Below are 26304 nucleotides of genomic sequence, written 5' to 3'. Positions count from 1 at the left end.
GGAACCGGCGGTCGCGCTCAACCCGCCGCGCTCAAGCTGTCGCGAACCGCTTCGCCGAACGCTCCTTCGCCTTCTGCGCCTCGACCTCGCGATCCTTCGGCGGGGCGGTCGTCACGAGGTCTTCGAGCAGATGGCGGGTGATGTGGGCGATCTCCGCGACCGCTCGATCGAACGCCTCAGCGTTCGCCTGGGACGGCTTCGTCGACCCGCTGATCTTCCGCACGTACTGGAGCGCCGCGGCCCCGACCTCGTCGTCGGTCGCCGCCGGCTCGAAATTGTGGAGGGTGTGGATGTTCCGGCACATGCAGGCATGGTAGCCCCGGCGCACGCCAGGATCCAGAGGTGATTCCGGTGCTGGTCCCGCGCCGCAACCGCTTGCGGCGGTCGACCCGAGCCGGAAGAGTGGGCGCCATGATCAACGGCTACACCGCAGACCAGGTCCGAGCCGCAGAGGCACCACTCTTGGACGCAGGGGAACCACTCATGGCGCGAGCCGCCCACGGACTCGCCGAAGAACTGCGGACGGTCCTCGCCGATCGCGCTGAGGGCCTCGAGGGCGAGGCACCCGACGTCTGGAAGATCCTGCTGCTCGTCGGCTCAGGCGACAACGGCGGTGATGCCCTCTTCGCGGCGGCGGAGCTCGCCGGCACGACCGGTCCGGACGACGTCCCGCTCGACCTCGTCGTGGCCAGGACGGGTGACCACGCCCACGAGGCGGGCTACGCCGCGGCGGTCGAGGCCGGTGTCCGCTTCCTCATGAACTCCCCCGCCGAACCGGACGACACCGCCGACGAGGCCAAGGGCGCCGCGATCGTCGTCGATGCCGTGTTCGGCATCGGGGCAAGCCGGAACCCCACCCTGCGCGGTGCGCCGAAGGCGATCGTCGAGGCGGTCCTCCCAGTCGTGCAGAACTCCGGCGGACCGACGGTCGTCGCCGTGGACGTCCCGAGCGGCATCGACCCCGACGAGGGAAGCGTCCCCGAGGGTGCCGTCCTCCCGGCGGAGGTCACGGTCACCTTCGGCGCGGTGAAGGCCGGGCTCCTCATCCCGCCCGGCTCGGCCTACGCCGGCGACGTCCGCCTCATCGACATCGGTCTCGGGCCGCAGCTGGCCGACGTCACGCCGTTCACGACGCTCGACCAGGCGGACGCCTGACCGACTGCTCAGCCCGGCCCGTCGCCTGGGCGATCGGCAACACCGACCACCAAGGCAGTGCCTGACGCTCAGGAGCCGACGGCGGCAGCCGATCGCCCTGATGCGACCCCCGCGAGCGCGTGGCCCGCGAGCGAGCCGAGGGTCCGGAGCCCGTCGCGCGACAGCACCGACTCGAGGTGCCCCTGGACCGACGCGAACCCACGACCACGCATCGCGAACACGTCGCCGGACGCCGCATCGGCGGCGATCTCGACCCCACCGACCGGAGCCTCACCCGCCAGCCGTGCGGTGAAGGTGTTGTAGAACCCGATCAGCGACTGCTCACCGAAGAGGTCGAGGTCGAGCTGCAGCCCCTGTCGTGGCGCGTCGAGGCGTTCGATCGGCAGCCCGAGCTGGATCGCCAGCACCTGATGGCTCAGGCAGACGGCGAGCAGCGGCGCTCCGGCGGCGAGACGCGCGGATACGATCTCGTGCATCCGGCGGACCCGGGGGTCGGCGAGGTCGAGCGGGTCGCCTGGACCCGGACCGGCGACGAGGAGGTCGACGTCCACGAGTGCGTCAGTCACCGCCGACCAGTGCTCCACGCTGACGGTCATCCCGAAGTGGCGCAGCTGGTGGGCGAGCATCGCGGTGAACTCGTCCTCGGCGTCGACGATGACCGCGGTACGGCCTGAGAGTGCACCGACGGGCGCCGGGTGCTGCGGCTGCAACCAGAAGGACGCCAACCGCTCGTTCCGCGCTCGGAGCGCGTCCTGCACTCCGGGTTCCGCCGCGAGGTCGACGGTCGGGCCGAGTTCGGCGGGTGCCATGACGCCGAGCGCGGTCAACACGCCGGCCGCCTTCGCGGCCGTCTCGGCGACCTCCGACTCGGGATCCGAGTGACGGACGAGCGTCGCACCGGCAGGAACGCGGACGAGACCGGCGTCGTCGACGTAGGCGGTGCGGATGAGGATCGGTGCGTCGAGTTCGTAGTCGCCGTCGCCCACCGGGGTGAACAGCGCGAGCACGCCGGAGTAGTAGCCGCGCGCGTTCCGCTCGTGGCGGGCGATGACCGAGCACGCGTTCTGCATGGGCGAGCCGGTGACCGTCGGTGCGAACATCGTCAACCGCAGGACCTCGCGGACGTCGAGTTCGCTCGTCCCGGCGAGCAGGTACTCGGTGTGGGTGAGGCGCGACATCTGCTTGACGTAGGGGCCGAGGATGCGTCCACCGGAGGCGCACACCCGGCTCATCATCTTCATCTCCTCGTCGACGACCATGAAGAGCTCCTCCGTCTCCTTGACGTCGCCGAGGAACGCGCGGAAGTCGTCGCCGGTCGCGCCGGAGCGCGGGTGGCGGAAGGTGCCGCTGATGGGGTTCATGGTGACGGTGCGTTCACCGGTCGACGCGTCGCGGGCGACCGCGACGTGGCGCTCGGGCGTCGCACCGGCCATCGAGACGCCCGGCGTGTGCACGGCGAAGGTCCAGTAGGCGCCGGTCTCCCCCGACAGGAGCGCGCGCAACCACGCGAGGACGGCGCGCTCGGCCGGCACCTCGGTCGTCGCGGTGAACTCGCGGCGGATGACGAAGTTGGCGCCCTCGCCGCGTCCGATCTCATCCTCGATGACGCGGCGCACGATCGACGCGTAGTCCTCGTCGGAGACGTCGAACCCGCCGTCGACCAGGGGGACCGCGTCGGCGGGGAGTCGGTCGAGCACCTCGTCGAGCGTCACCGTCTCACGCTCGCTCACCACGAGGCAGCGCAGCGGAGCGCCGTCGTCCATCGCCGCGAAGCCGCGCTCGCGCACCTGGCGATAGGGCACGAGGGTGAGGACCTCGGGCTGGTGGTCGTCGCCGGCGGATCCGAGCGGGATGTCGGCGAGCGACTCGACGTCGACGACGTCGCCCGTGTAGAGGTCGACGGTGTCGCTGCCGTGTCGGCGGAGCACCGCGAACGGGAAGTCGGGGCCGGCGTGCAGCACGCGGTGGAGCAGGGTGGTCATGGTGGTGTCCTCAGGCTGGGACCGATCCGACAGGGCCTCCGAACGAGAACGACCGCCCTGTCAGGCGGTCGAGTCGTCGTGTGTGCACGTGCGCGGTCCGCCTAGGAGGCGGGCCACCAGCTCGTTGCACACGTCGTTCGCATGGAGCCGAGCATACACGGGCCGACCCGGGCTCCGCTGGCCATGGTTCCTCCCCCGAAGCTCAGGACGTTCCCGACCTCGCTCCCGTAGACTGAGCGGGCCGCGGGAGTGGTGGAATTGGCAGACACGCAGGATTTAGGTTCCTGTGCTTTCGAGCGTGAGGGTTCAAGTCCCTTCTCCCGCACGCGACATCGTCGTACGCCGTTCCATCCCTCCCCCTACAGCAGGAGCTCCGCATGGTCCACACCGCCCTCATCCCCTGGCTCGACCCGGAGGGCATCATCACGGCCGTCGGTCCCTGGGCCCTCGTCGTGGTCTGCGCGATCGTCTTCGCCGAGACCGGCCTCCTCGTCGGATTCCTGCTCCCCGGCGACACCCTGCTCGTCATCACCGGTCTCCTCGCGTTCGGCTCCGCCCGCGTCATCGAGATCGACATCTGGTGGGTCTGCCTCGCGATCGGGTTCTCGGCGTTCCTCGGCGGCGAGGTCGGATACCTCATCGGGCACAAGCTCGGGCCGAAGGTGTTCGAACGCAAGGAGTCCGGCCTCTTCAGCATCAAGAACGTCGAGCGGACGAACGCCTTCTTCGAGCGCTTCGGCGCCCTCGCGGTCATCCTGGCGCGCTTCGTCCCGATCGTCCGGACCTTCGCCCCGGTCGCGGCAGGCATCGGCCACATGAACTACAAGAAGTACTCGCTCTACAACCTCATCGGCGCGCTCATCTGGGGCGCCGGGCTCACCTTCTTCGGCTACCTGCTCGGATACATCCCCCCGGTCGCCACCTTCGTGCAGAACTACATCGACGTCATCCTCATCGGAGCCGTCGTCCTCACCCTCATCCCGACCACCTGGCACTACATCCAGTCCAGCCGGAAGGCGAAGGCGCTGCAGGGCACCATCACCGAGGAGGAGCGTCGGGCCGCGGCTTCGAAGCTCGCCGACCAGGACGTCTTCAAGCGCGACCGCGGGAACGACACGGTCTGATCACCGGTGGCGACGCTCGCACGAGCGGTCGCGACAGGCGGACCGCCCACGCGTCAGCGGTGGTGCGACTCCTCGTGCGAGGCGTGTTCCTCGGGTTCCAGCTGGAACGTCGAGTGCTCGACGTCGAAGTGGTCGTGGAGGCACGAACCGAGACGGTCGAGCAGCTCCCCCGTGCCACCATCGGCGAACACCTCCTGATCGACGACGATGTGTGCCGAGAAGACCGGCTGGCCGGACGTGATCTGCCAGACGTGGACGTCGTGGACGGCCACGACCCCGTCGGTGCCGAGTAGGTGGTCCCTGATCTCCTGCACGTCCGTGTCGGACGGTGCGGACTCGCTGAGGACGTGGACGACGTCGCGGAGCAACGACCACGCCCGAGGCACGATCATCGCGGCGATCGCGAGCGACGCGATGGCATCGGCCTGAGCGAAGCCCGTCGCCATGATGACCACCGCGGCGATGATCACGGCGATCGAACCGAGGAGGTCGCCGAGGACCTCGAGGTACGCACCGCGCATGTTGATCGACGTGTCACGGCCGCCGCGCAGCACCTGGAGGGCGGCGAGGTTCGCCACGAGACCGATGACGGCGACGATCAACATCGGAAGGCTCTTGACCTCCGCGTCCGCCGGCTCGAGGAGGCGGGACACCCCCTCGATGAGGACCGACACCGCGACGGCGATCAGGATGAGCGCGTTGATGAGCGCTCCGAACACCTCCGCGCGCTGATACCCGAAGGTTTGCCGGTCGGTGGCCGGTCGGGCGGCGACGATCGTGGCGACGAGCGCGATGATCAGCCCGGTGAGGTCGGACAGCATGTGCCCGGCGTCGGCGAGCAGGGACAGCGAACCGCTCACCCAGGCGCCGACGAGTTCGACCACGAGGACGGTCGCGACGATGGCGATCGCCCCTGCGAGTCTCCTGCGGTTGGCGGTGCCGGCGTGTGCGTGATCGTGACCCATGATGCATCAACCGTAGGAGCTTCCCAGCGCCCGCGGAAGGGTTCATGCCGAGATAGGAATGGTCCTGAGTATCATGCTCAGCTGGCGGTCGAGGCGGGCCCATCGGGCACGAGCCGCTGCAGCACCGGGACGAGTGCTCGGAAGGCGAGCGCGCGGTGGCTCAGCTCGTTCTTCTCCGCCGGTGACAGCTCCGCCGCCGTCCGCCGCTCACCGTCCGGGATGAACGCCGGGTCGTACCCGAAGCCGTTCGTCCCGCTCGGCTCCGTCGCGAGGGCTCCGCGCCAGGTTCCGACGGCGACGTGCTCGAACGGCTCGATCCCATCGATCCCAGGCGGCACCACGAGGGCGAGGTGGCAGGCGAACCAGGCGGCACGATGCTCCTCGTGCACGTCCTGCAGCTGATCGAGGAGGAGGGCGAGGTTCGCGGTCGAGTCGTGCTGCGAGCCGGCCCAGCGCGCCGAGAAGATACCCGGCGATCCACCCAGGATCTCGACGCCGATGCCGGAGTCGTCCGCGAGCGCGATGGAGCCGGTGTGCGCGGCGGCGACCCGCGCCTTGATCAACGCGTTCTCGCTGAAGGTCGTGCCGTCCTCGACGGGCTCCGGGCCGTCGTAGGCGAGGACCGTGATCCCGGGGACGTCGCGGCTGACGAGCCGCTGGAACTCCTCGACCTTGTGGTGGTTGTGCGTCGCGAGGACGATCTCGACGCCCATCAGCGTCCGAGGGCCTCGAACTGGATGGCCTTGAGCGACGCAGCGCCACCGACGGCGAGGTCGAGCAGGGAGTCGAGTTCGCGGCGGTCGAACGGGGCGCCCTCGGCCGTCCCCTGCACTTCGACGAACGATCCGCCGCCGGTGACGACGACGTTCATGTCGGTCTCGGCGCGCACATCCTCGACGTAGGCGAGGTCGAGCATGGGCACGCCGTCGATGATGCCGACCGAGACGGCCGAGACGCTGTCGGTGAGGGGCGACGCCTTCTGCGAGATGAACTTCTTACCGCGCGCCCACTCGATCGCATCGGCGAGGGCGACGTAGGCGCCGGTGATCGCCGCCGTGCGGGTGCCTCCATCCGCCTGCAGGACGTCGCAGTCGATGACGATCGTGTTCTCGCCGAGGGCCTTGGTGTCGATCACGGCGCGGAGGCTGCGACCGATGAGTCGCGAGATCTCGTGGGTACGACCGCCGATCTTGCCCTTGACCGCTTCACGGTCCATCCGCTCGTTGGTGGAACGGGGCAGCATCGCGTACTCCGCGGTGACCCAGCCGCGACCCTTGCCGTTCAGCCAGCGCGGCACGCCGTTGGTGAACGAGGCCGTGCAGAGCACCTTCGTCCGGCCGAAGCTGATCAGCGCCGAACCCTCGGCCTGCTCGCTCCAACCGCGCTCGATCGTGATGGGACGCAGCTGGTCGTTGGTGCGGCCGTCGGCGCGCGCGATATCACTCATGGATGTGCTCCTCGAACTAATGGGATGGAAGGTCGATGACGCCGGTCTGGACGAGCGAGACGGTGGAGATCTCCCGGCCCATCAGACGGTTGGCGAGGGCGATGAAGTCGTCGGCACTGCTCCCGGTCGCCTCGTACCGGTGGGTGGCAGGTTCGCTGCTGTCGCGCAGCAGGTCACGGGTGACGAGCACGCGGTAGACGTCGTTCGCGGTCTCGGTGTCGCTCGAGACGAGCGACACCTGCGGACCCATCACGTAGCTGATCGCGCCCTTGAGGAAGGGGTAGTGGGTGCATCCGAGGACGACGGTGTCGACGCCGGCGTGCCGGAGCGGGGCCAGGTACTCCTCCGCGGCCTCGAGGAGGTCGGGGCCGGTCGTGACGCCGGCCTCCACGAACTCCACGAACCGGGGGCAGGCCTGGCCGAACACCGTCAGCTCGGGATTGACCTCGAAGAGGTCCTGATACGCCCGCGAGTTGATCGTGCCCTCGGTCCCGATGACGCCGATGCGCCCGTTCCTCGTGCTCCGGACCGCGGTCCGCACAGCGGGCTGGATCACCTCGACCACGGGGACCGAGTAGCGTTCGCGGGCATCGCGGAGCATCGCCGCCGATGCGGTGTTGCAGGCGATCACCAGCATCTTCACGCCCTGGTCGACGAGCGAGTCGAGGACCTCGAGCGAGTAGCGCCGCACGTCGGCGATGGGCTTCGGGCCGTAGGGTGAGTGGGCCGTGTCGCCGATGTAGATCACGGACTCGGCGGGGAGCTGGTCGCTGACCGCTCTCGCCACCGTGAGTCCGCCGACGCCGGAGTCGAAGATGCCGATGGGTGCGTCGTTCACGATGACCCAGCCTACCGCCCCTGCCGATGGACGTCGGTGACCGACCGATCACCACGTTCCCAGCACGCTCGCGGCTAGGCTGAACGGGTGCACGAGTCCTCAGCTCTCCTCACCGACCGATACGAACTCACGATGCTGGACGCCGCCCTCCACCGCGGCACCGCGGATCGGGAGTGTCTGTTCGAGCTGTTCGCCAGACGCCTCTCCGGCGGCCGCCGCTACGGCGTCGTGGCCGGCACGGGCCGATTCCTCGAACTGCTCAAGCACTTCCGCTTCGGTGAATCGGAACTCGAGTGGCTGCGCGACGAGGGCGTCGTCAGCACGACGGCGCTCGACTGGCTCGCCGACTACCGCTTCTCGGGTTCGATCTGGGGCTACCGCGAGGGCGAGGCCTTCTTCCCCGGTTCGCCGATCCTGGTCGTGGAGGGCACGTTCGCCGAAGCCGTCATCCTCGAGACACTGGCACTCAGCGTGTTCAACTACGACAGCGCCGTCGCCACGGCCGCCGCGCGCATGACCTCAGCGGCGGGCAGCCGCCCCCTGGCCGAGATGGGCTCCCGTCGGACGGGCGAGCGGTCGGCCATCGCCGCAGCCCGGGCAGCGTACATCGCCGGCTTCAGCGCCACGTCGAACCTCGAGGCCGGACGCAGCTGGGGCATCCCGACGATGGGGACGGCCGCGCACTCCTTCACCCTCCTGCACGACTCCGAGGAGGACGCCTTCCGAGCCCAGATCGACACGATGGGCGCCGGGACCACGCTGCTCGTCGACACCTACGACATCGAGGAGGCCGTGCGTCTCGGCGTACGCCTCGCCGGCCCGGAGCTGGGAGCCGTACGCATCGACTCCGGTGATCTGCCGATCGTCGTCGACCAGGTCCGCCGCCTCCTCGACGAGCTCGGCGCCACGTCGACCCGCATCACCGTCACCAACGACCTCGATGAGCACGCCGTCGCGGCCCTGGCCGCGTCTCCGGTCGACTCCTACGGCGTCGGCACCTCCGTGGTCACCGGCTCAGGCTCCCCCGCCATGGGCATGGTCTACAAGCTCGTCGCGCACCGTGATGACCAGGGCGACTGGATCAGCGTCGCGAAGAAGTCCGCGGAGAAGGCGACCGTCGGCGGCCGCAAGACCGCTGCCCGCGCTTACGACCGGCACGGGGTCGCCCGCGAGGAGCGCATCTACCTCGGCGACGGTCCTGCGGGCGAACACGAGGGTGCGGCCGACGCCGCCTCGGAACGCCCCCTGATGGTCCAGCTCGTCGAAGGCGGACTCGTGGACGAGCAGTACCTCGGCGCCGCGGGGACGCGCCAGGCGAGGGAACACCGGGCACAGGCGGTGGCGGAACTGCCACCTCGGGCCGTCAGCCTCACCCGCGGCGACCCGGTGCTTCCGACCGTCTACCTCGAAGGCTGACCGCGGCGACGCGTCTCAGCGTCGGCCGCGGTGCGCTCCAGCGTCAGTCGCGGAGGAGCTTCTCGTAGATCTCCTTGCAGGCCGGGCAGATCGGGAACTTCTCGGGGTCGCGACCCGGCGTCCACTTCTTGCCGCAGAGCGCCTTCACCGGCTTGCCGCTCAACGCCGACTCGAGGATCTTCTCCTTCTTGACGTAGTGCGAGAACCGCTCGTGATCGCCGGGCTCGATGTTCTCGCTCTCGATCAGCTCCTCGAGCTCACGATCCATGATCGCCGTGCTCCCACCGTCGGGCGTGCCACCGGGATCGATCGTGCTCATCTGCTGCTTCGTGCTGTCATGCTGCGCCATGGCTCCATGGTACCGCCGGACGGCACCCGGGTCTCCTGCGGGCCGATCCGGTCGCCGACGTCGGGTCAGTGCGAGCTGGCGAAGCCGACGATCTCGGGGCTGCGACGGTCGAAGACGCGACCGCCGGCGAAGATCCCGATCGCGAGCACCAGGATGCCCGTACCGGCACCGACCGCGAGTGCCCCGAAGTTCCAGTTCGGCTCACCGGTGAGCCCGAGCACGGCCAGCCAGCCGGCGGGAATCGTGAGGAGCACCGTACCGAGCAGGCTCAGGAACTGTGCGGACATACCGCTGCTGCCCGGGACCTGCGGCTGCTGGAACGGGCTGTCGCCGGGAAGCGACGTCGGGTACGGGAACCGCGCGGACACGAAGCTCGCGATACCGGCACCGCTGAACAACAGGCACGTGCTCACGCCGATCATCGACGGCAGGGCGTCCCAGTCGCCGTAGAACAGGATGCTCAGCGTCGACCCGACCGCGATGAGCGGGATGCCGATGAGGAGCACCGGGAAGAGCCGGCCGATCCGATCCGATCGTCCGCGGACCCCCGAGGCGACGTGCAACCAGACCGCGGTCGAATCGAAGGCGAGGTCGTTGTGCAGGAGCCAGCCGAGGAACCAGCACACGACCGGGAGTGGGACGAGTGCGAGGACGTTCATCGGGATGCCGGCGACGAGCATGGGCACGAAGAAGATGAAGGGCGCGATCGGGATGATCACGAGGGAGACGAGGTACCGAGGGTCGCGCAGCCAGTAGGTCATGCTCCGAGCGGCGATGGCTCCGGACGGGGAACCGGGGAGCAGGTCGAACCAGCCCAGACCGGTGCTGTCGCGGCCCGTCCCGAGGCGTTCCGGCGCCACGAGCAGTCGGGCGACGAACGCCTGCCAGGCGAACCAGAGCAGGGCGATGGTCGCCGCGGTGAGGAGCAGCTTGACGATCGCCGGCGCGATGCCACCGAGTGCGGCATCACCGGGGAACGACCAGACGGCGCCGAGCGGGGTCCAACTGAGGATGTCAGCGACCCGGCCGAGGACGGCGAACCCGTCGCGCTGCCAGTCCACGGTGGTGAGGGCGATGATCGCCGGGGCCACGGCGATGATGAGCACCAGCCCGAGGACGCCCATGACCTCCTTGGCGCGACGCGTCGAGAGGAGGCTCGCGGAGATCGAGGTGGCGATCCGGGCCAGGAGCGCGCAGAGCAGCACCCCGAGGACCGCGGAGACCACGGCGAGGACGGCGGGCAACGGCGACCGAGACCAGGTGACCACCGACGAGGCCGCGAGGACGGCGAGGACGAGCGATGGCACCGACACGAGCGCTGTCACGAGTAGGCCGACGGACAGGGTGCGGTTGGGCAGCCCGAAGAGCGAGAACGCCCGAGGATCCAGCTGATCGTCGACACCGAAGACGAGCGGAAGGATGATGAACCCCAGGACGACGGCCGATCCGGCCAGCACGAGCAGGTTGCGGGTGACCTCCGGATCGCCACCGCGCAGCGCGACGAGACCGGTGCTCGCGAGCACGACGATCCACACGCCGACCGCGATCGCGAGGACGAGCCCGACCAGTCGCCAGGGGCTGCGGCGGAACGCGTTGAGCGTCAGCTGCAGTTTCAGTCGGAGAAGCTGTGCAACCATTCCATTCCCTCTGCCGACTTGCGGCCCCCGGCGAGCTCGACGAACCGCTCCTCGAGCGTGCCCGTTCCGCGCACCTCGTCGACGGACCCGGCGGCCAGCACCTTGCCCTGCACGATGATGGCCACGTGATCGCACACGCGCTGAATGAAGTCCATGCCGTGGCTCGAGAGCACGACGGTTCCGCCGTTGGCGACGTACCGCTGGAGGATCTCGATGACGTTCGCCGCGGACACCGGGTCGACCGACTCGAAGGGCTCGTCGAGGATGAGGAGCCGCGGCGAATGGATGAGTGCAGCTGCCAGGGCGATCTTCTTCGTCATGCCCGCCGAGTAGTCGGAGACGAGACGACCGAGCGCGTCGTCGAGGCCGAAGGCACGGGCCAGATCGGCGGTCCGCGACTTGACGGTCGCGGGGTCGAGCCCCCGCAGGACGCCGGAGTAGTACAGGAGCTGGCTGCCGGTCAGGCGGTCGAAGAGCCGCAGCCGGTCGGGCAGCACACCGATCGCCCGCTTGGCCTCGGCGGGATCCTGCCAGACGTCGACGCCCTGGACGGTGATCGACCCTGCGTCGGGACGGAGGAGACCCGTCACCATGGACAGCGTGGTGGTCTTGCCGGCGCCGTTGGGCCCGACGATGCCGTAGAAGGAGCCCCGGCGGACCTCGAGGTCGACGCCGTCGACCGCGACCGTGTCGCCGAACTGCTTGACGAGTCCCGAGATCGACAGGACGACGGGATGTGCGCCGTCGTCGGCAGCCTCGGTGCGCTGCGCCGTCGTCGCCGCAGGCGACGAGGTGGCGGCGGACGGCGGGGTCGCCGCGGGACGACCGACAGGACGCTTGGGGGCTGCCGCCGGAGCGACGACCTCCTCCTGCGGAGGCGCCACCGACACGGACTCCGACGGTGCCGGCGTCGTCTGCGGAGCCGTGTCGTCCGCAGCCTGCTCGGCGGTGGATGAAGCGCTCGCCGGGGTCGTGGTCTGCGTGTGGTCGGGCCGAGGCTCGTCGACGATGACCCGCTCGGCGACCTCGGGGGACGGCTGCTCGGACGGCGCCGACGTCGTCGCCCGGTCGACCGACCCCGGTGCGCTGACCTCGTCGAGGACGCCGGCGACCGCGGCTGCCGTCTGTTCGGTCTGCTTCGCGGCGCTGGTGCGCGCCGGTGTGCGCTTGGCCGGCGTCCGGGCCGTCGTGGACTTCGTCGTCGAGGTCCGGGCGGTGGTCGTCTTGGCGCCTGCGGCCTTGGTCGCCGGCTTCGCGGCTGCGGGGCGCGCCGTCGTCGACCTGGGCGCCTTCGGGGCGGTGGTCGTCTCGGCCGACCCAGTGCCCTCCGCACCACCGGCTGCAGCAGCCGACTTCGCGGGCGTGCGCTTCGCGGCGGTGGTGCGCGCCGTCGTCGACTTGGTGCCCGTGGTCTTCGCCGTCGAGGTCCGAGCGGTCGTCGAGCGTGCCGTGGTCGCCTTCGGTGCTGGTGTGGTCGCGTCCCCGGACTCGCCCGAGGCCTCGCTCGCCGACGTGGTGCGGGTGCGGGGCGTGCTCGGCCGCTTCGCAGGGGCCTTCGCCGTTCCGGAAGCCCGAGGCGTGGTCGAGCGGGGTGCGCGCTTCGGTGCCGTCGGCGTCGCAGCGCCCTGATCGTCGGAAGCGGTCGTCGGCGCAGGTGCACCAGCGGCGTCGGCGGGGTTCGGCGTGCCCGGACTCGTCGACGTGCCGTCGGCAGGCGCGGGCTGCTGAGCGGGATCTGGCGGAGTCGTGGAAGTCACCAAGCAAACCTACCAACAGCGGCGGCCGCAGCGGACAGCGGAGTCTCAGGATGAACGGTTGACACATCTCCCCCAAGCTGTGTAAACGCCGGGTGGTCGATCACAAAACGACAACGGACCCTGGGAACCCCTGACAGACGGAGTTCACCGCGGCTAGCCTGTATTTTGGCATAACGGAGTGTCTTTCAATGCACGTCTTGGTTAATCCTCGGTGAATCGTCCACAGCATCGTGGCACCGCGTGATTCCATACCCACACTGAGGAGAACAACGTGACCACCCAGGTAGTGATCCTTGCCGCAGGGATGGGCAGCCGTCTCGGCCGCTCGCTCCCCAAGCCCCTGACCGAGCTCAGCGACGGCCGCACCATCATGCAGCAGCAGTTCGACAACATCCACCACGCGTTCGGAGCGAGCGCCAAGGTGACGATCGTCGTCGGCTACAAGCTCGAGCACATCATCGAGGCCTTCCCCGATGCCTCCTTCGTCTACAACGAGCAGTACGACCAGACCAACACCTCGAAGAGCCTCATGCGCGCCCTCGCGGCGTCTCAGGCCGGCGGCGTGCTCTGGATGAACGGCGACGTCGTCTTCGACCCGGCCGTCCTCGACCGCGCTGCCGCGATGATCGCCAAGGACCGTTCGTTCGTGACCGTCAACACCTCCAAGGTGTCCGACGAAGAGGTCAAGTACACGACGAGCGCCGAGGGCTACATCAAGGAGCTCTCGAAGACCGTCGTCGGCGGGCTCGGAGAGGCCGTGGGCATCAACTACATCTCGTCGCAGGACAAGACGATGCTGCACCGCTACCTGACCAAGGTCGGCGACCAGGACTACTTCGAGCGCGGCATCGAGCTCGCCATCGAGCGCGAAGGCATGCTCGTCGAGCCGGTCGACATCTCCGACCTCTACGCGGTCGAGGTCGACTTCGCCGAGGACCTCGAGCGCGCGAACCTCTTCGTCTGAGGGCCCCGTCCACATCGCACACGAACGCCGTCCCGACGCTGAGCGTCGCGGGCGGCGTTCCTGCGTCGCCTCGATAAGGTTGGTCCCGTGAGTTCTTCTGCTGAAACGCGGCCAAGGATGTCGCGTTCGGCGAGGTATCGCCACGCGCTCTGGATCCTGACCGTCCGAGACCTGCGTGTGCGCTACTCGACGAGCGCGCTCGGCTACGTGTGGTCCATCCTCGACCCCCTCGTCATGAGCGGGATCTACTGGTTCGTCTTCACGCAGGTGTTCCGGCGCGATGTCGGCGAGGAACCGTACATCGTGTTCCTCCTCGCCGCCCTGCTGCCATGGATGTGGTTCACCGGATCGGTGTCCGACAGCACGCGCGCCTTCCTGCGCGAGGCGAAGCTGGTGCGTTCGACGACGATCCCCCGGACCATCTGGGTGAATCGGATCGTGCTGTCGAAGGGCATCGAGTTCCTCGCGGCGCTTCCGGTCCTCGCGGCGTTCGCGATCTTCAGCGGCGCGCAGGTGAACCTCGACATCGTGCTGTTCCCGCTCGCCATCGTCATCCAAGCCGTCCTGACCATCGGGCTCTGCCTGATCGTCGCTCCGCTCGTCGTGTTCTTCCGCGATCTCGAGCGAGCCGTCAAGCTCATCCTGCGGTTCATGTTCTACGCGACGCCGATCATCTACAGCACGACGGCGCTGCCCGACAAGATCGAACCCTTCGCCGCGTTCAACCCGCTCAGCGGCATCTTCGCGCTGTACCGTTCCGCGTTCTTCCCACAGGAACTCAACTGGCACCTCGTGGGCGTGTCCGCCGCCATGTCGGCGGTCATCCTCGCGGTCGGTCTCCTCGTCTTCAAGCGCTGTGAGCGCTCCGTGCTGAAGGAGATCTGATGCCCACAGGTAACGCAACCGCCGGTCGGCCGGCGATCTCGGTCGCCGACGCAGGCATCCGGTTCCGGCGCAACCGCGGCGGTCGGCGGAGTTTCAAGGACCTCTTCGCCGGTCGCGACCGTCGCTCGAAGCCGGGCGAGTTCTGGCCCCTGCGCCACGTCTCCTTCGATGTCGCCCCCGGCGAGGCGATCGGCGTCGTCGGTCGGAACGGTCAGGGCAAGTCGACGCTGCTCAAGCTCGTCGCGGGCGTCGTGCTGCCCGACGAGGGCACCATCGGTGTGCGCGAGGGCGTCGCGCCGCTCATCGAGATCACCGGTGGCTTCGTCAACGACCTGACGGTCCGCGACAACGTGTACCTGACGGCCGGCCTCCACGGCATGTCGCGCCGCGAGATCGACGGGCGGTTCGACGACATCATCGCGTTCGCCGAGATCGCCGACTTCATCGACACCCCGTACAAGCACCTCTCGAGCGGGATGAAGGTCCGCATCGCCTTCGCGGTGATCGCGCAGCTCGAAGAGCCGATCATCCTCGTCGACGAGGTCCTCGCCGTCGGCGACCGGGCGTTCCGCGAGAAGTGCTATCGGCGCATCGAGGAACTCCTCGAGGGCGGGCGGACCCTGTTCTTCGTCTCGCACAACGAGAAGGACCTCAGGCGGTTCTGCACGAGGGGCCTCTACCTCGACAAGGGGGCGCTCGTACTCGACGCCCCGATCGACGACGTGCTCGACCGCTACAACGCCGACTACAACAGCTGAAGCCCGCCAGCAAGCGTCAGTCGACCCGCAGCGGGTCGACGTAGACTGGCCGCCCCGCCCACGAGGAGGTCGTCATGACCGGACCGCAGCAGGGACCCGTTCCGGGTCCCGCCCAGTTCCCCACCGCCGCAGCACAGCAGCCCATGCTGCCCGAGCCGGGATGGGTGCGGGCGCTCGACCGACTGCTCTGGGTCCAGCGACCGGTGGTCGTGGCGCACATCCGGTCGATCCGGCGGATGTACCCGAACGCGACGGCCGACCAGCTCATCCGCGTCCTGGAGCGCCGGTACCTCACGACGGTGACGACGACGGGAGCCGCCGTCGGCGCGACCGCTGTGGTCCCGGCGATCGGGACGGCGACGACCCTTGCTCTCTCCGGTGTCGAGACGGCGGGGTTCCTCGAGGCGACCGCCCTGTTCGCCCAGTCGGTCACCGAGGTCCACGGCATCGCCCTGGCGGATCCGATGCGATCCCGCGCGCTCGTCATGACCATGATGCTCGGCAAGGCCGGAACCGACCTCCTGCGCAACTTCGGATCCCAGGCGGCCGGCAAGGGAGTCCCGCGGCAGGCGTTCTGGGGCCAGACGATCACCCAGGGTCTGCCGTCGATGATCGTAGGTCCCGTCGCCGACCAGCTGCGGGTGCGCTTCGTGAAGCACTTCGCGGCGAGCGGCAGCGCCGGTGTCATCGGCAAGGCGCTCCCCTTCGGCGTCGGAGCAGCCGTCGGCGGGATCGGCAACCACATGCTCGGCCGACAGGTCGTCCGTGCCGCGCGCCAGGCGTTCGGACCGGCGCCGTTCGTCGTCCCACTCGACCTCGAGCCGCGGATGCGGGCCGTCTCCGGCCGGTCGGGCCTCGGGAAGATCCGCGACCAGGTGTTCCGACGCCGGAAGCACCTGGCCATCGAGTCAGGCGGCGATGCGGCCGTCGGCGACGGGTCCGAGCAGCGCCCCTGACCACCCGAGGCGAGCTCCGGATCACTCCCGACCGGGCCGCCCGGGATGCGGCATCCCTCCAGGTCCATCGCGTACCGTCGGAGGGTGAGACTTCCCTTCCTGCGCCGCCCCCAGAAGCCGTTCCCGGAAGGTCGCCACTTCGCGGTGACCTGGGGCCTGTCGGACGACTTCGGCGGCATGACCGAGGCGATGCTCCAGCGCTCCCGCGCGTTCATCAGACTGGCCGACACCCCGGTCGACGTCCTCACCTTCGACCACCGACCGGACTACCCCGAGTTGGCGTCACGGCTGCGCACGCGCGGAGACCTGATCGACGGCCTCCGGGTCGTCAACCTCTGGGACTGGCTGCGTGACAACCCGCTGCCGGGTGGGTCCCTCGACCTGGCGCGCCACGGGTTCACCCCGCTCCCCCTGGACGACGTCGGCACGGAACGACGCCGCGGTGACGCCGTCCTCAGCCGCGAGCGCCACGATGACGCGGGTCAGATCCTGCAGGTGGACGTCTACCGAGCCGACGGCACCCTGCTCCTGTCCGACCGCCGCGACACGCGTGAGCGGGGTGTGAAGGGCGGCCGCTCGGTCGTCCTCTGCGACGAGCAGGGGAGCCCCATCCGGTCCTGGGGGCGCATCTGGTCGCTGTACCGCGCCTGGTTCGACGCAATCACCGCAGGCGGGCCGGCCTGGATGATCGTCGACAGCAAGACCATCGCACCGTTCGTCCTGAGCTACCGGAAGCGCAACGTCGTCACCGCGCACGTCGTGCACGCCTCGCACCTCCAGGGCACGGAACGGCCACACGGTCGGCTGCGGGAGTCGCGGCGAGCGGTGTTCGAGGCGCTCGACGACTTCGACCTCGTCGCGCTCCTCAGTGATCGACAGCTCGCGGACGTGACGACCATGCTCGGCGAGCACGCCTCGCTCAGTGTCATCCCGAACTCGCGCGAACTCGTCGCCCCGGAGGTCGCACGTGCGCCTCGACCGCGCAGCCGCGGGATGTTCCTCGGCTCGCTCACGGCCCGGAAGCGGCCGGCGCACGCGATCCGCGCCGTCCTCACCGCCACGTCCACGGATGGGCCTCCCCCGACGCTTGACGTATACGGCGGCGGCGAGCTGCTCGACGAACTGCAGTCGCTCGTCACCGCCGAAGACCCGGACCACCGCGTCGTCCTCCACGGCTACGACCGCTCCGCCCGGCAGCAGCTCGGCTCGGGTTCGTTCCTCGTCATGACCTCGACCTCGGAGGGCTTCCCGCTCGTGCTCATCGAGGCGATGGCAGCCGGGTGTCTTCCCATCGTGGTCGACGTCCCCTACGGACCGGCCGACATCGTCCGCGACGGTTGGAACGGGTTCCTCGTGCCGTCCGCGGAACCGACCGTCGTGTCGGCCGCCATCGAGCGCCTGCTCGCCCTTCCTGAAACCGAGGTCGACGCGATGCGTCGCAACGCCAGAACGACCGCGGAGCAGTACGACGACGAAGCAGTCACCCGTCGGTGGGCTCAGGAGTTGCACGCGGCCGCTCGTCGGAAGAAGCGGAACGCGCTCGTCCCTCGCGTCGGCTGAGCATCCGGGAGCGCACCGCCGCGACCCCGGTCTGCACCCCTCGGCCGACGCGGCGCGCCAGGCCGTGGGACGGACGCTCGACGAGCTGGAAGAACCCGGCGGCGATCAGCAGGCTGAGTGGCACTCCCACGATGCCGACCAGCCACCAGCGCTCATCGCCGAACATGAAGGCGAGCGTGGCCAGGATCGGGGCGTGCACGAGGTACAGGCTGAACGACACCTTGCCGAGCCAGAGGACGGGCGGGGTCTCGAGGAGCCGCCGGGCGAACGGGCTTCCGATGGCGACGACGATGAGACCGGCCGCTCCCACGCCCGACAGACCCCAGAGCGCCTGACCCAGCGTGGAGGAGGACTCGACGAACGGTCGGGAGAGCCAGCTCGCGACGAGCAGGAGTGCGGAGCCGCCCGTGAGCATCGCCCACTGCAGGGGGCTGGACCGATCCGCCGCCCAGGCGCGGAGGTCGTCGAGCCGGACGGCGATCAGCGTACCGATGAAGAACGCCGGCAGGTACACGGCGGCGTCCAGTCCCGCGACCCGTCCGAGCACCATGATCACGGACATCAACGCAGCGACCGGCCACGCCCAGCGGCGCAGCAACCGAGCGAGCAGGACGGCGATCGGAAGGAGGAGCGTGAAGATCAGCTCCCAGCGCAGCGACCACAGGGTGTTCACCAGGGTGTAGCTCGCCGGTGTCAGGGTGGCCTCCGTCAGGAGGTGCAGCGGGTCGACGCTCGTCGCGTTCGCGTTCGCGATCCACTCACCGGTGGTCACCGAGGCGGGATCCCTCGGGATGAGCAGGATGAGTGCGGCGGCGAACAGCAGCGATCCCCACACGGGGAGGTAGAGCCGCACGAACCGCGCGGCGAAGAACCCCGGCCAGCTCGCGCCGCCTCGCAACAGCGGGAGCGCGACGACGAGACCACTCAGGACGAAGAACACCTGCACCGCCTCGGTGCCGGCGAAGAGCAGCTTCAATGGTGTCTCGGTCGCGATGTCCCAGGCGGGCTCCGAGATCCGGCCCGTCGCGAAGGGTCGTGCGAGCAACGACACGTGGTAGAGCACCACGACGACGCTGGCGACACCACGGACTCCGTCGAGGGAGGCCAGTCGCCCGGAGGACGGATTCACCTGCCCGACCCTACGCGGTTCTCCTGGGCGCGGACTCAACGGCTCAGGGCGCCTCAGGCGCGTCCTTCGTCGTCATCATCCTCGTCTTCGTCCTCATCGTCCTCATGCTCGTCGAGCTCCGGCCGGCCATCGGCGTGCGCGAGGGCGAACCGTTCCCACTCCGACATCAGATGCTCGATGGCGCTGTGGAACCTCGCCGTCGTCACCCCGGGCGTCGTGTCGCCGAAGTAGTACTCGACCCAGTGCTGCAGTCGCGCGACCGTCTCGGGATCACCGAGGAGTCGGTCGACTCCGTCGACGATGTCCGCTGCGTCCGAGGCATCGAGCCATTCACACGACGAGAGGTACCCTCCGGTGTCGATCTCCGCCTCCGGGTTCACGGGACGGGTGATCATGAGCGGCTTCCCGCTCGCGAGGCGGTCGTAGACCATCGCGGAGATGTCGACGATCGCCGCGTCAGCTGCCGCCAGCTGCCAACCGAGGTCGGCACCCGTGTCGACGACGTGCTGGGCCGAGGCGTCCGCTCGGTTCGCCTCCTGGAGCGCGGCCATGATCTCGCGGTTCGCGCTCGCGTACGCCGGATCGACGACACCGCTCCTCGGGTGCGGGCGGTACACGACGCGGTGCCGCCCGGTCGCGATGAGCGCTCGGACGAGGGCCACGCCGTGGCTCGCGATCGAGCCGTACGCCGCGGCCGCGCGGTCGCCCTCCCAGGTGGGCGCGTACAGGACCACGGTCCGCTCATCGGGCGTGTAGGGCAGTTCGCCCGAGTAGTGGTCGGCCTGCGGGCGGCCGATCATGATCGCGCGCTTGTCGAAGTCGTAGTCCCAGAGCACCCGCTCCAGCCGGTTTCTCGCCGCTTGGCCGGCGATGAGGCTGTAGTCGTAGGCCTTGAACTGGTTCGTGGTCATGTACATCTTGTCGCTCTCGCCATGGTTGACGAAGACGTGCCAGCGGGAGCCGTAGCGGAACATCTGGAAGTTCTTGGCGTTCTGGTTGACGTACAGCACGACGCGGATGTCCTGTTCGGCCAGCGTGCGCTCGAGGGCGACGACCGTCCGGACGTAGGCCGTCGGGATCGGCGACTCCTCGAACAGCTTCGCCGCAGCCGTCGCACCGCGACTGAGGATGAGGACGGGCCACTGCTTCGACAGTTCGGCGAGCGGCCGGTACCACTGTCGGATCTGGTACATGTTGACGGCACCGTCCGCGAAGTACACGGCCACCTTGTAGCGCCCCGGCTCGATCACGGGCGCCGCCTGCATCTGCGCCGCGAGGACGGCTCTGGCCCGGCGGTTGGCGAGCAGGTCCTTGGCGAGCGTGATGGCACGACGACCGTCTCTGATCAGTCCCATGTCAGCTCCAGCATCCGTCAAGCGTAACGACGCCAGGTCACGGTGGGATCACGACGGGCCCCCGCCACTCAGATGACCGGAGGTCGCCCTGCGCGCGTCATCCGCCAGACCGTCCGCCAGCGCAGTGGACGACGTTCGCCGGGGTCCGTCCGCCACCCCTCGCGCCAGCCACCGAACCAGGGACGGAGGGCCTCCGGCTTCCGCCACCACCGGATCACCTGGATCGCGGTCCAGGAGCCCACGTACAGCGGGATGAGCGGCACCGGGAGGTTCCGCCGCGCGAGCCAGACCCGGTTCCGCGCGTTGAGCCGGTAGTAGGCGGTGTGCCTTGTCGGTTCGGTCACGGGGTGGTTCGCTTCGAGGGACGCCTCGTACCAGGCTCGCCTCCCCTGGTCCCAGACCCGCCAGGCGAGCTCGATGCCCTCATGCGCGTAGAAGAACGGATCTGCCCATCCACCGACGGCGTCGAACACCGACCGCGGCAACAGGACGGCCGCTTCGAGGCAGGAGAACACGGCGCTCGAATGCCCGGGGTCCTTGTCGCGGGTGCGCGGCACCCAGCGGGACGGCGTCGCTGCACCGTCCGCGTCGGCAAGCCGGGGCTGGATGAGGCCGATGGAGCGGTCCGCGTCGAGCATCGCGATGGCGTCGCGGAGGAACGTGGTGGACGGGATGGTCGCGTCGTCGTCGAGGAAGAAGACGTACTCCCCCTGCACGGCGTCGGCACCACGGTTGCGGCCGGCCGGGATCCCGAGGTTCTCCGACAGGGCCAGGCCTCGAGCGCCGTGCGGAAGTCCGGTCGGCTGCCAGCCGTTGCCGACCACCACCACGTCGAGCTCCACCGCTTGCTGGGCGAGCACGCTCTCCACGGCTGCGGTGAGTTCGACCGGGCGGGTCCCCTGCGTCAAGACCACGACGCCGACGGAGCGCGTGACCGGGATCGGGCCGGACATCACGCGTGGAGCCGCTTCGACGAGACGATCGCGATGAAGTGCCCGACGAGCGTCAGGAACGCGAGCGGAACGAGGATCGCGAGCACCCAGCGCATCGCCTCGACGTCGCCGACGAACAGGCCGACCACGGAAGCGGCGAAGATCACCATGGTGAGCTCGACCGAGTGGAACAGCCGGTGGAACGGGAGGAACCGCGCCACCGTCCGAGCGGTAGCGAGCAGTCCCCCGCGCGGCGCCGACTCCTCGGTCGAGTAGGTGAGTTTCGGCGCCCCGAACCCGGCGCGGGCGACCCGCACCATGTCGTTCAGCGCCTTGTTGAGGACGACGAACAGCGCGAGTGCGAATCCGAGGGTGATCCAGACGAGGTCTTCGGGCGCATCGACCGGCCACGCGGCGGCACGGATGCCGAGGGCGATCGCGATGAGCGACTCGGTGGAGTAGTGGCCGACCGAGTCCAGGAACGCACCGGCCGGACTCGACGTCCGCCGCCAGCGCGCGACCTCACCGTCGCAGCAGTCGACGAGCATCTGCGTCTGGCCGAGCACGAGCGCGAGGGCCGCGCCCCCGAATCCGGGGATGAGGAGCGCGGCGGCCGTGGCCCAGCCGGTCAGGATCATCAGACCCGTCACGCCGTTCGCGCTGATGCTCGTGCGCAGCAGCAACCACGTGACGTACGGCGACAGGTCTCGCAGGTAGAGGTCGGCCGTCCAGTGCTCGGCGTTCTTCCGCGCGCGGACCTCCGGCGGTTGCGCCACGGCACGGAGCTCGGCGATCGTCCGCGGGGGCGTGAGCCTCGGACCGGTTCCGGCCGTGCTGGGATCCGACATCTAGACCGCCTTCGGTGGATTGCGCAGCGCGGAGATACCCTTCGCGAGCGAGCCGTAGCCGAGCACGAACCCCGTGCCCCAGCAGAAGTGGATGCACGGCAGGACGGCGAGCATCCAGAGGCTCGTGCGTACCCCGTCCCGCCCGGTGACGACGATGCTCGCGAGCAGCACGATGGCCGCATAGGCGATGGGGGCCGCGAACCCGAGGAGCAGCCACGGCGTCGCCCCCGCACCCAGCTGGACCAGGCCTCCGAGCCCGAGCAGCGTGCCGAGCACGATACCGAGCACCAGGACCGGCGGCGCGAAGTAACGGAGCGTGCCGCGGGTGGGGAAGCTCCGGCTGAGCTCGCCGCGCCAGAGTCCGGTGGAGAAGAACTGCCGCGCCAGGGCGCGCATGCTCGCACGCGGGCGGTAGACGACGCGCAACGCGGGCGTGAACCAGACGAGGCCGCCGGCCTGCTTGATCCGGCGGTTGAGCTCCCAGTCCTGTCCGCGTTTGATGCGCTCGTCGAACATGCCCACCCGCATGAGCATCTCGCGGTCGAAGACCCCGAGGTAGACGGTGTCGGCAGGCCCCTCTCGACCGCCGACGTGGTGGGGTGTGCCACCGAGCCCGACGCGCGAGCCATACGCCCGCGCCACCGCCGTCTCGAAGCTCGTGCGCCCCTGGGCGTCCATGATGCCGCCCACGTTCTGCGCCCCCGTGCGGAGCATGGTCTCGACCGCGAGTCGCGCGTAGTCGTCGGGCAGCTCCGAGTGGGCGTCGACCCGGATGACGATCGGATGCGTCGACGCGGCGATCGCCAGGTTGAGCCCGGCCGGGGTCGACCCGACACGGTTCTCCAGCACGTGGATGCGCGGGTCGGCCGCCTGGAGCTCTCGGACGAGCTCGGTCGTGCCGTCGATGCTCGGCCCGACGGCGATCGTGATCTCCACGTCGCCGGCGTAGTCCTGCGCCAGGAGGCTGTCGACGGCTGCCCGGACGTGGCGGACGTCGTTCAACACCGGCATCACGTAGGAGACTCCGGGCGACGACGGTGCGTCGGCCTGGCCTGTGTCGTTCGACATGGGGGTTCACTCCGTGTTTCGTTCGATCGAGCCTAGCAGCCGGTCGTCGGGGTGGCCCGGACGCGGAGGACGCCCGCACGGTGGCCGTGCGGGCGTCCTCCGGGGCCTGACGCCCCGGGTGTCAGAGCGCGAGCTCGCCGAGCGTGACCTCGGCGGTCTGCGAGTCGTTGCCGCGGGTGAAGGTGAGCTTCGCCGTCGCCCCCGCCGCGAGCGCTCGCACCTGCGCGGTGAGGTCGTTCGCACCCGTGACCGGGACGCCGTTGAACTCGGTGACGATGTCCCCGGACTTCAGACCCGCGGCCTGCGCGGCGCCGTTGTCGGTGACCTTGTCGATGAGCGCGCCGGCGACCGTGCTCTTGGCGTCGCTCGAGGCGTCCTTCACGGTCGCGCCGAGCAGGCCGTGGGTCGCCTTGCCCGTCTTGATGATCTCGTCCGAGACGCGCTTGGCGATGTTCGCCGGGATGGCGAAGCCGACACCGATGCTGCCGCTCTGCGACGACGAGTCGGTGCTTCCGGCGCTCGCGATCGCGACGTTGACCCCGATGAGCTTGCCGGTGCCATCGACGAGCGCGCCACCCGAGTTGCCGGGGTTGATCGCCGCGTCGGTCTGGATGACCGCGATGGAGATCGAGGAGGTGGGCGCGGTCGGGGTGGTCTGCCCCGGCACGTCGAAGTTCCACGGGCTCTGGTTGTCGCCGTTCGAGTCGCCGGACCCGCCGTCGTCACTCGATCCGGAGTCCGGAACGGCGGAGGAGGCGACGGTGATGCTCCGGTTGAGGGCGCTGACGATGCCGTCGGTGACGGTCCCCGCCAGTCCGAGCGGCGCACCGATCGCGACGGCTGTCTCGCCGACGTTGAGCTTGTCGGAGTTCGCGAACTCCATCGGGCTGAGACCCGAGGCGTCCTCGAGCTTGATGACAGCGAGGTCGTAGATCGGGTCCGTGCCGACGATCTTGGCGTTGTACAGCTTGCCGTTCGCATCGGTGACCCGGATGGTCGGGTCGGCGACCTGGCCGTCCAGGGTGACCACGTGCGTGTTCGTCAGGACGTAACCGTCCTTGCTGAGGATGATCCCCGAACCGGTACCGGCGCTCTGCCCGCCCTGGACCGAGAGGGTCACGACGCTCGGCCCGGCCGTCGCAGCGATGGCCGTGGTCAGGCTCACGTCGGCGTCGTCGTTGATGGTGAACGCCTTCGAGCCAGCCTCGTTGCTCGAGACACTCGACTTCGTCGCGTTCGTGACCCAGAGCGTCGCCCCGGCGCCTGACGCTCCTCCGATGAGGGCGCCGACGGCGAGCATCGCGACCATGCCCGCGAGCGGGCGGTTGGTCTTCTTCGTCCGAGCCGCCGGTGGCGTCGGGACGCCGGGGTGCTGCCCGGTCGGCTGCTGGGCGTACGGGGACGCACCGTAGGGACCGTGCTGCTGACCGGGCTGCGGCTGCTGGCCGGTGGGCTGCTGGTAGGCGGCGTACGGGTTCGGCTGCTGCTGACGGGAGAAGGCTGCGGACGGGTGCTGCGGCGCCTGCTGGTACGGCGAGCCCTGCTGGGCCGCGCCGTAGGGCTGCTGCGTCGGCTGACCGGCGGGCGGTGCGACCGGTGGCATCGCGGTCGGGGGCGGGAAGTACGCTCCTGAGGTCGACGGCCGTGCCTCGCCCGCGGGAGGCACTGTGCCGCCCGCCTGCTCAGCGGGTGCGGACTGCGGCGCGGTCTCACCGTTCGGGGTGGACTGGGGGTGTTCGGCGGGCTGCTGTCCGTCTGCGGTGTCGGTCATGGCGATTCTGCTCCTTCCAAGCGCAGTCAGCTTCCCGTGCTGAGCTGAGTGTTTCATTCGCGCCCGCTGTGCGCCGGCTAGGGCTTCGCCGCAAGGACCTGCGCACGGTGTCCTAGATTGGGAGCGGCCCGCGCCCGCGGCCACGGAGGGAGATCGACATGGTGGTTGACGGACCCTGGCGGCGCACCGCCGAAGGCGCCGGCCTCGTCGACGAGGACGGACACGTCTCGTCGACGATCTTCGCGGAGATGAGCGCGCTCGCGCTGCAGACCGGAGCCGTCAACCTCGGCCAGGGGTTCCCCGACGAGGACGGACCCGAGGCGGTCCTGGCCGAAGCGGTCGCGGCCATCGAGCGCGGCGAGAACCAATACCCACCCGGCCCGGGCACCCTCGACCTCCGCACCGCGATCAGCGAGCACCAGCGACGGTTCTACGGACTCCAGCCCGACCCGCAGGGAGAGGTGCTCGTCACCGCCGGAGCGACCGAGGCGCTCGCCGCGACCCTGCTCGCCCTCGTCGAGCACGGCGACGAGGTCGTGACCTTCGAGCCGTTCTACGACGCGTACGGCGGACTCATCGCCCTCGCCGGGGGCCGGCACCGGACGGTCAAGCTGCGCGCACCCGACTTCCAGCCGGACCCGGACGAGCTCCGCGCCGTCGTCACCGACCGGACCAGGATCATCCTCGTCAACACGCCGCACAACCCGACCGGCACCGTCCTCGACCGCGCGACGCTCGACCTGATCGCCGAGTTGGCGGAGCGCCACGATGCGATCATCGTGACGGACGAGGTCTACGAGCACCTGACCTTCGACGTCCGACACGTCCCCGTCGCGACCCTGCCGGGTGCCGCCGGACGCACACTCACGATCTCGTCCGGTGGCAAGACCTTCAGCACGACCGGGTGGAAGATCGGCTGGTTGAGCGGACCCCGCGAACTCGTCACGGCCGTCTCGACGGTCAAGCAGTACCTCAGCTACGTCAACGGCGCACCGTTCCAGCCGGCGATGGCGACCGGACTCCGACTGCCCGACGCCGCGTTCACGGCCATCGCCGACGGCCTGCGCGGCAAGCGGGACCTCCTGAGCGCGGGCCTCTCCGCCGCCGGTTTCGACACCTTCCGACCGGACGGCACCTACTTCATCGTGGCCGATGCGACCCCGTTGGGTTTCGACGATGCTGCAGCGTTCTGCCGGGCACTGCCCGAGCTCGCCGGGGTCGTGGCGGTGCCGCTGTCGGCGTTCTGTCTGGACCGGCACGACGCGGACTACGCGTCGCTGGTCCGGTTCGCGTTCTGCAAGCGCGTCGAGGTGCTGGAGCGGGCCGTCGACGGCCTCGCCCGACTCCGCAGCTGACGCTCCGATGCACACGACGACGGGCACCGGATCGCTCCGGTGCCCGTCGTCTC

24 protein-coding genes and 1 tRNA gene are annotated in these 26304 nt (G+C 69.6%); 10 read left to right on the top strand and 15 right to left on the bottom strand.

All coding sequences use genetic code 11. The features are described from left to right. Positions 1–31: 31 nt before the first annotated feature. Positions 32–304 (bottom strand): DUF2277 domain-containing protein, encoded by a 273-nt coding sequence (locus EAO79_RS11380; RefSeq protein WP_086473621.1) that lies wholly within the window; start codon positions 302–304, stop codon positions 32–34. A gap of 107 nt (positions 305–411) precedes the next feature. Here EAO79_RS11380 and EAO79_RS11375 point away from each other — a divergent pair, with 107 nt between their 5' ends. Next, positions 412–1155 (top strand): NAD(P)H-hydrate epimerase, encoded by a 744-nt coding sequence (locus tag EAO79_RS11375; RefSeq protein WP_124769040.1) that lies wholly within the window; start codon positions 412–414, stop codon positions 1153–1155. Between the two features lie 68 nt (positions 1156–1223). On the opposite strand, the gene EAO79_RS11370 is transcribed toward EAO79_RS11375, so the two are convergent. Then, entirely contained in the window at positions 1224–3137 is a 1914-nt protein-coding gene (locus EAO79_RS11370; protein ID WP_124769039.1) for an anthranilate synthase family protein, read from the bottom strand. A gap of 243 nt (positions 3138–3380) precedes the next feature. Between EAO79_RS11370 and EAO79_RS11365 the strand changes: the two genes are divergently transcribed. Continuing rightward, positions 3381–3462: transfer RNA gene (locus tag EAO79_RS11365), tRNA-Leu, on the top strand. A 52-nt stretch (positions 3463–3514) separates the two neighbouring features. Beyond that, entirely contained in the window at positions 3515–4261 is a 747-nt protein-coding gene (locus EAO79_RS11360; RefSeq protein WP_064296207.1) for a DedA family protein, read from the top strand. A 53-nt stretch (positions 4262–4314) separates the two neighbouring features. Here the strand turns inward: EAO79_RS11360 and EAO79_RS11355 are convergent, their stop codons facing one another. The 4 genes from EAO79_RS11355 to murI all read right to left on the bottom strand — a co-directional run bounded on the left by EAO79_RS11355 (position 4315) and on the right by murI (position 7511). Then, complete coding sequence (locus EAO79_RS11355) at positions 4315–5226, bottom strand: cation diffusion facilitator family transporter (protein ID WP_124769038.1); 912 nt, start codon at positions 5224–5226, stop codon at positions 4315–4317. Positions 5227–5303: 77 nt separating this feature from the next. Further along, positions 5304–5939 (bottom strand): RdgB/HAM1 family non-canonical purine NTP pyrophosphatase, encoded by a 636-nt coding sequence (rdgB, locus tag EAO79_RS11350; protein ID WP_124769037.1) that lies wholly within the window; start codon positions 5937–5939, stop codon positions 5304–5306. Then, positions 5939–6673, bottom strand: coding sequence for a ribonuclease PH (gene rph / locus EAO79_RS11345; RefSeq protein ID WP_064296204.1), 735 nt, complete (start codon positions 6671–6673; stop codon positions 5939–5941). Before rph ends, rdgB begins: the two co-directional genes overlap by 1 nt. A 16-nt stretch (positions 6674–6689) precedes the next feature. Further along, the gene (gene murI / locus EAO79_RS11340; protein ID WP_124769036.1) at positions 6690–7511 is read right to left on the bottom strand and encodes a glutamate racemase; all 822 of its coding nucleotides are present in this window, start codon (positions 7509–7511) and stop codon (positions 6690–6692) included. A gap of 87 nt (positions 7512–7598) precedes the next feature. Here murI and EAO79_RS11335 point away from each other — a divergent pair, with 87 nt between their 5' ends. Continuing rightward, entirely contained in the window at positions 7599–8927 is a 1329-nt protein-coding gene (locus EAO79_RS11335) for a nicotinate phosphoribosyltransferase (protein WP_079705576.1), read from the top strand. 43 nt (positions 8928–8970) lie between these two features. On the opposite strand, the gene EAO79_RS11330 is transcribed toward EAO79_RS11335, so the two are convergent. The 3 genes from EAO79_RS11330 to EAO79_RS19550 form a co-directional block, all read right to left on the bottom strand. Further along, the gene (locus EAO79_RS11330; RefSeq protein WP_064296346.1) at positions 8971–9246 is read right to left on the bottom strand and encodes a DUF3039 domain-containing protein; all 276 of its coding nucleotides are present in this window, start codon (positions 9244–9246) and stop codon (positions 8971–8973) included. A 95-nt stretch (positions 9247–9341) separates the two neighbouring features. Next, positions 9342–10913 carry a hypothetical protein gene (locus tag EAO79_RS11325; RefSeq protein ID WP_124769035.1) on the bottom strand — a complete coding sequence of 524 codons (1572 nt, stop codon included), beginning with the start codon at positions 10911–10913 and terminating at the stop codon, positions 9342–9344. Continuing rightward, positions 10889–12670, bottom strand: coding sequence for an ATP-binding cassette domain-containing protein (locus EAO79_RS19550; protein WP_371413640.1), 1782 nt, complete (start codon positions 12668–12670; stop codon positions 10889–10891). The genes EAO79_RS11325 and EAO79_RS19550 overlap by 25 nt, the downstream gene beginning before the upstream one ends. A gap of 271 nt (positions 12671–12941) precedes the next feature. On the opposite strand from EAO79_RS19550, the gene EAO79_RS11315 reads away from it, so the two are divergent. The 5 genes from EAO79_RS11315 (at position 12942) to EAO79_RS11295 (ending at position 17793) form a co-directional block, all read left to right on the top strand. Then, positions 12942–13634 (top strand): NTP transferase domain-containing protein, encoded by a 693-nt coding sequence (locus tag EAO79_RS11315; RefSeq protein ID WP_064296200.1) that lies wholly within the window; start codon positions 12942–12944, stop codon positions 13632–13634. A 117-nt stretch (positions 13635–13751) separates the two neighbouring features. Next, a complete protein-coding gene (locus tag EAO79_RS11310; protein ID WP_079705574.1) occupies positions 13752–14519 on the top strand; it encodes an ABC transporter permease in 768 nt (255 codons plus the stop codon). Next, on the top strand, positions 14519–15277 hold the full coding sequence (locus tag EAO79_RS11305) for an ABC transporter ATP-binding protein (RefSeq protein ID WP_086473630.1): 759 nt from the start codon (positions 14519–14521) through the stop codon (positions 15275–15277). Before EAO79_RS11310 ends, EAO79_RS11305 begins: the two co-directional genes overlap by 1 nt. Before the next feature lie 74 nt (positions 15278–15351). Then, positions 15352–16233 carry a hypothetical protein gene (locus EAO79_RS11300; protein ID WP_124769034.1) on the top strand — a complete coding sequence of 294 codons (882 nt, stop codon included), beginning with the start codon at positions 15352–15354 and terminating at the stop codon, positions 16231–16233. An 84-nt stretch (positions 16234–16317) separates the two neighbouring features. Next, complete coding sequence (locus EAO79_RS11295) at positions 16318–17793, top strand: glycosyltransferase (protein ID WP_124769033.1); 1476 nt, start codon at positions 16318–16320, stop codon at positions 17791–17793. Here EAO79_RS11295 and EAO79_RS11290 read toward each other — a convergent pair. The 6 genes from EAO79_RS11290 to EAO79_RS11265 all read right to left on the bottom strand — a co-directional run bounded on the left by EAO79_RS11290 (position 17714) and on the right by EAO79_RS11265 (position 24896). After that, a complete protein-coding gene (locus tag EAO79_RS11290; protein ID WP_124769032.1) occupies positions 17714–18922 on the bottom strand; it encodes an acyltransferase in 1209 nt (402 codons plus the stop codon). The two genes, EAO79_RS11295 and EAO79_RS11290, sit on opposite strands and share 80 nt — an antisense overlap. Positions 18923–18975: 53 nt before the next feature. Continuing rightward, positions 18976–20277, bottom strand: a complete 1302-nt coding sequence (locus tag EAO79_RS11285; RefSeq protein ID WP_079705569.1) for a CDP-glycerol glycerophosphotransferase family protein — start codon at positions 20275–20277, stop codon at positions 18976–18978. Between the two features lie 68 nt (positions 20278–20345). Further along, entirely contained in the window at positions 20346–21230 is an 885-nt protein-coding gene (locus EAO79_RS11280; RefSeq protein WP_124769031.1) for a glycosyltransferase family 2 protein, read from the bottom strand. Next, positions 21230–22057 (bottom strand): CDP-alcohol phosphatidyltransferase family protein, encoded by an 828-nt coding sequence (locus EAO79_RS11275; protein ID WP_079705567.1) that lies wholly within the window; start codon positions 22055–22057, stop codon positions 21230–21232. Before EAO79_RS11275 ends, EAO79_RS11280 begins: the two co-directional genes overlap by 1 nt. After that, a complete protein-coding gene (locus tag EAO79_RS11270; RefSeq protein ID WP_079705566.1) occupies positions 22058–23125 on the bottom strand; it encodes a glycosyltransferase family 2 protein in 1068 nt (355 codons plus the stop codon). 121 nt (positions 23126–23246) lie between these two features. Further along, positions 23247–24896, bottom strand: a complete 1650-nt coding sequence (locus EAO79_RS11265; protein ID WP_124769030.1) for a S1C family serine protease — start codon at positions 24894–24896, stop codon at positions 23247–23249. Between the two features lie 158 nt (positions 24897–25054). On the opposite strand from EAO79_RS11265, the gene EAO79_RS11260 reads away from it, so the two are divergent. After that, positions 25055–26251 carry an aminotransferase class I/II-fold pyridoxal phosphate-dependent enzyme gene (locus EAO79_RS11260; protein WP_124769029.1) on the top strand — a complete coding sequence of 399 codons (1197 nt, stop codon included), beginning with the start codon at positions 25055–25057 and terminating at the stop codon, positions 26249–26251. The last annotated feature ends 53 nt before the right edge of the window (positions 26252–26304 follow it).

Origin of the sequence: Plantibacter sp. PA-3-X8 (assembly GCF_003856975.1) — a bacterium.
GTDB classification, from domain to species: Bacteria; Actinomycetota; Actinomycetes; order Actinomycetales; family Microbacteriaceae; genus Plantibacter; species Plantibacter auratus.
The sequence above is the reverse complement of the archived record's forward strand: the minus strand, read 5'-3'. Positions and strand labels throughout refer to the sequence as shown.

Coding starts and splice junctions, on each gene's coding strand:
- EAO79_RS11380 (WP_086473621.1), bottom strand. CDS start 304: ATGTGCCGGAACATCCACACCCTCCACAATTTCGAGCCGGCGGCGACC.
- EAO79_RS11375 (WP_124769040.1), top strand. CDS start 412: ATGATCAACGGCTACACCGCAGACCAGGTCCGAGCCGCAGAGGCACCA.
- EAO79_RS11370 (WP_124769039.1), bottom strand. CDS start 3,137: ATGACCACCCTGCTCCACCGCGTGCTGCACGCCGGCCCCGACTTCCCG.
- EAO79_RS11360 (WP_064296207.1), top strand. CDS start 3,515: ATGGTCCACACCGCCCTCATCCCCTGGCTCGACCCGGAGGGCATCATC.
- EAO79_RS11355 (WP_124769038.1), bottom strand. CDS start 5,226: ATGGGTCACGATCACGCACACGCCGGCACCGCCAACCGCAGGAGACTC.
- rdgB (WP_124769037.1), bottom strand. CDS start 5,939: ATGGGCGTCGAGATCGTCCTCGCGACGCACAACCACCACAAGGTCGAG.
- rph (WP_064296204.1), bottom strand. CDS start 6,673: ATGAGTGATATCGCGCGCGCCGACGGCCGCACCAACGACCAGCTGCGT.
- EAO79_RS11330 (WP_064296346.1), bottom strand. CDS start 9,246: ATGAGCACGATCGATCCCGGTGGCACGCCCGACGGTGGGAGCACGGCG.
- EAO79_RS11325 (WP_124769035.1), bottom strand. CDS start 10,913: ATGGTTGCACAGCTTCTCCGACTGAAACTGCAGCTGACGCTCAACGCG.
- EAO79_RS11310 (WP_079705574.1), top strand. CDS start 13,752: ATGTCGCGTTCGGCGAGGTATCGCCACGCGCTCTGGATCCTGACCGTC.
- EAO79_RS11305 (WP_086473630.1), top strand. CDS start 14,519: ATGCCCACAGGTAACGCAACCGCCGGTCGGCCGGCGATCTCGGTCGCC.
- EAO79_RS11300 (WP_124769034.1), top strand. CDS start 15,352: ATGACCGGACCGCAGCAGGGACCCGTTCCGGGTCCCGCCCAGTTCCCC.
- EAO79_RS11285 (WP_079705569.1), bottom strand. CDS start 20,277: ATGGGACTGATCAGAGACGGTCGTCGTGCCATCACGCTCGCCAAGGAC.
- EAO79_RS11280 (WP_124769031.1), bottom strand. CDS start 21,230: ATGTCCGGCCCGATCCCGGTCACGCGCTCCGTCGGCGTCGTGGTCTTG.
- EAO79_RS11275 (WP_079705567.1), bottom strand. CDS start 22,057: ATGTCGGATCCCAGCACGGCCGGAACCGGTCCGAGGCTCACGCCCCCG.
- EAO79_RS11270 (WP_079705566.1), bottom strand. CDS start 23,125: ATGTCGAACGACACAGGCCAGGCCGACGCACCGTCGTCGCCCGGAGTC.
- EAO79_RS11265 (WP_124769030.1), bottom strand. CDS start 24,896: ATGACCGACACCGCAGACGGACAGCAGCCCGCCGAACACCCCCAGTCC.
- EAO79_RS11260 (WP_124769029.1), top strand. CDS start 25,055: ATGGTGGTTGACGGACCCTGGCGGCGCACCGCCGAAGGCGCCGGCCTC.